Source organism: Mesotoga infera (assembly GCA_011045915.1).
Lineage (GTDB): Bacteria > Thermotogota > Thermotogae > Petrotogales > Kosmotogaceae > Mesotoga > Mesotoga infera_D.
In genome coordinates this window covers 1-3,000 of sequence record DSBT01000166.1, presented here as the reverse complement: position 1 = coordinate 3,000, position 3,000 = coordinate 1, and the positions used below count along the sequence as shown (strand labels likewise).

Below are 3,000 nucleotides of genomic sequence, written 5' to 3'. Positions count from 1 at the left end.
GTCGTGAGCCATACGCCGACTATTGTAAGGAGAGAAGAGATGAGAGTCATTTCCGTCAAAGCTGTTAGGAAGAGAGCGATGGCCGCAAAAACCAGAGGTATCCAGCGAAGCGTCTTCATTCGCGACCCCTTCCCTCCGCTCTTGACGGGAAGGTAGATTTCTCTTGCCCGCGGCAAGATTCCCTTGAGCAGTATCCCAACGCCTGTGCCGACCATCAAACCTATTCCGAGGCTATCTTTGAAAGCCGTCGCAGAACCGACATCAGCGAACCATCCGGCTGCGACTCCGACGGGGATCAAGAAGAAGTAGCTTAGGACAGCTCCAAGGAACCACACTCCCGTGAAGAGCGGTCCGATTATGTAACCTATGCCGACGGCCATAGGGGAGATCCACATTCCAAAGAAGATGTTTCTTGAATACAGCCGAACCGAAGACCACGCGGAAGGAATCCATCCCAGCCCGTCCCTTACCGCGACAAATACAGCAGCGGCTCCCATGGTGGAAAAGAGGTACTTTGCTTTCTTCCCCCCTTTGTCACCGGCAACGACTGTCTCGTAGGAAGCCAAACCCATGGGAAAGGGCAGCTTCTCTTTCTCAATGAAATAACGCCTAATCATTCCTGTGAAAACTACTCCCAGAATAGTGCCTGCCAGTGTTACGACCAGCAGAGACAGGAAACTAACATCCGAGGTAGCCTCAAGAATCCAGATGCCCGGAACTGTAAAGGCCAGTCCTCCTGCCACCATTGCTCCGGAAGACATGGCAGTATGAGTAACGTTTATCTCGTTCAGGTTAGTCCTGCCCAAGGCCTTGAGTATTGCCAGCGACATTACTGCTACAAAAATGGTCGGCCAGGGAAGAGCCCCCATTCTCAAGGCCACGTACATTGAACTGGTTGTGATAATTATCGATCCGAGCGCCCCAATGACCAGGCTCCTTAAGCTCAGCTGCTTTGAATTACCCTTTTCCAGGGACACTTCAGTGTTCTTCACGCTCTGATCCTCCTGTGAACCGACGAAAGAAAAGACCCGGGCAGCCTTTTCAATACAGACGAATCTCTACGAGATTTACTTCAAAGAGAAGACGCAGGTCACTTTTCAGAAGTATCGGTCGGATCGATTCCTATCGAGTTGAGCCACTTGATGGCAATCCTTCTCAAATTCTCGCCTTCGAATTCAAACCATGCATCCTTGTATTCTCCGTGATGTTCGAGAAATGTGCGGAACTTAGAGAATGCGCCTCTTCCCGAAATCTCGTAATAGAATTCATCCCTGACGCTTTCTTCTACTCTTGTGTAAATGAACTCTTCGATCAGTGCGAATTTTTCCTCTGGTGTGATCCACGGTATGTCCGCATATCTTTCCGATTGATCGCCGCAGAACAAGTCATAATAAGTGTACAAATCTTCGATTTTCATCCAAGAGTACTTCAGAAGGTCGTCAGTTATCTCTTATCTTTCAATCTCGCAGTTCACCAATTCATTCGGGAAACAATCTTCTTGATAGAAGATGGTCTCCCCTGTCTCCGTATCCAGATAGGAAATCGCGTCGTACTCTCTCTGGTCAATATCCATCAAATTGACCAACATATCGATGTCGATCGGCAGTCTCTTCATATTGCTTCACCATTATGGGCAAACCTGTATTCCAGTCAAGTTGTTTTGCCCGGTACCAGTTTACAACATTCTGGTTTTGACACGAAAGTCAAAATGATTCAACTCCGAGACGCTTCCGAAAAACCTTGTTTCCAAAGTTATTTTCGCAATCCCTTCGCCAGTTTTCCTCCTGTGAACTGAAGAAGCTGGCTGATCGCCACGAGAACGATCACTGCGTACAGAACTACATCCCACTGGAACCGGTAGTAGCCATAGTTGATCGCCAGCTGACCGAGACCTCCGGCTCCGACTGCTCCCGCTATGGCGGTGTAGGTTACGAGATTGATCAAGAGCACGGTTATGTTGCCTATCTGATCGGGCAGTGTTTCCGGTATCAGAACCTTTGTGACCATCTGCCACTTGTTCAATCCCATTGAGTTTGACGAATCGATTATTCCCGAAGGCACGGCGTTGAAGGAATTCTCTGCAAGCCTTGCCATGAAAGGTATAGCTGCGATAGTCAGATTGAAGATTGCGGCATTTGGCCCGATTATCGTCCCCATTACGTTTTTCGTAACGGGAATAAGGAGCAACACGAGAATAATGAAAGGTATTGATCTGAAGATATTTACCAGCAGATCGAGCAGCGCATAGAGGGTCTTCAACCTTCGCGATCTTGAACAGAGGTAAAGACCTACACCTAGCGGAATACCGAAAAGAGTTGCCAGGAAACCGGAGAGAAGAAGCATATATAGGGTTTCGAGGGTCGCATTGAATATTTGTGAGAACATCAGCCGACCTCCTCGAGAAAGAAGACGGAGTCCCTAAGTTTCTCTATGAACAGATCCTGTCTTTGCCCATCAATTGCGATGATCATTGTTCCGAAGGGCCCGTTCTTCAGCTCTTCTATCTTTCCGTATAGAATGTTGATCATTATATCGTACTCCCTCGCTATCTCCCATAAAACGGGTTCGTGGGTTCGCTCGCCCCAGAAAAGCACTCTCAAGAGCCGCTTCTGCCCCGAAAGAACGCTTGTTTCCAGCTCGAGAGGGCTTCCAAAGTCACTCACTTCATTGTTCTCGATCTTAACGAAGAATTCGTGCGTAGGTCCGAAGAAGTGCAGCTTCCCATTCTGCAAATACGCGACTCTGTCACAGGTTCTCTTGATGACGTCCATATCGTGGGTTACGACCGCGAAGGTGACACTGCGTCTTTCATTGAGATTCACTACGAGATCGAGAAGTCTGCCCGTAGTCCTCGGGTCGAGCGCGGAAGTGGGCTCGTCTAGAAGAATCAGCTTTGGATCCATTACGAGAGCGCGGGCGATCGCCGCTCTCTGCTGTTCGCCGCCGGAGAGCTGCGAAGGGTAGGCGCTCAGCCTGTGATCCAGGCCTAGCTCCGAAACG

The 3,000-nt window shown here is 49.2% G+C and carries 4 protein-coding genes; all 4 read right to left on the bottom strand.

Features of this window, described 5'->3' with window-relative positions:
• The coding region (locus ENN47_05855; GenBank protein ID HDP77697.1) for a peptide transporter at window positions 1-992 on the bottom strand (992 nt) is incomplete at its 3' end.
• A gap of 98 nt (window positions 993-1,090) precedes the next feature.
• Window positions 1,091-1,417, bottom strand: a complete 327-nt coding sequence (locus tag ENN47_05850) for a hypothetical protein (protein HDP77696.1) — start codon at window positions 1,415-1,417, stop codon at window positions 1,091-1,093.
• A 335-nt stretch (window positions 1,418-1,752) separates the two neighbouring features.
• Window positions 1,753-2,385, bottom strand: a complete 633-nt coding sequence (locus ENN47_05845) for an ABC transporter permease (GenBank protein ID HDP77695.1) — start codon at window positions 2,383-2,385, stop codon at window positions 1,753-1,755.
• The coding region (locus tag ENN47_05840) for an ATP-binding cassette domain-containing protein (GenBank protein ID HDP77694.1) at window positions 2,385-3,000 on the bottom strand (616 nt) is incomplete at its 5' end. The genes ENN47_05845 and ENN47_05840, both read right to left, overlap by 1 nt.

Bases quoted from the DNA above. Each gene is read 5' to 3' on its own strand.
- ENN47_05850 (HDP77696.1), bottom strand. From the start codon at position 1,417: ATGAAAATCGAAGATTTGTACACTTATTATGACTTGTTCTGCGGCGAT.
- ENN47_05845 (HDP77695.1), bottom strand. From the start codon at position 2,385: ATGTTCTCACAAATATTCAATGCGACCCTCGAAACCCTATATATGCTT.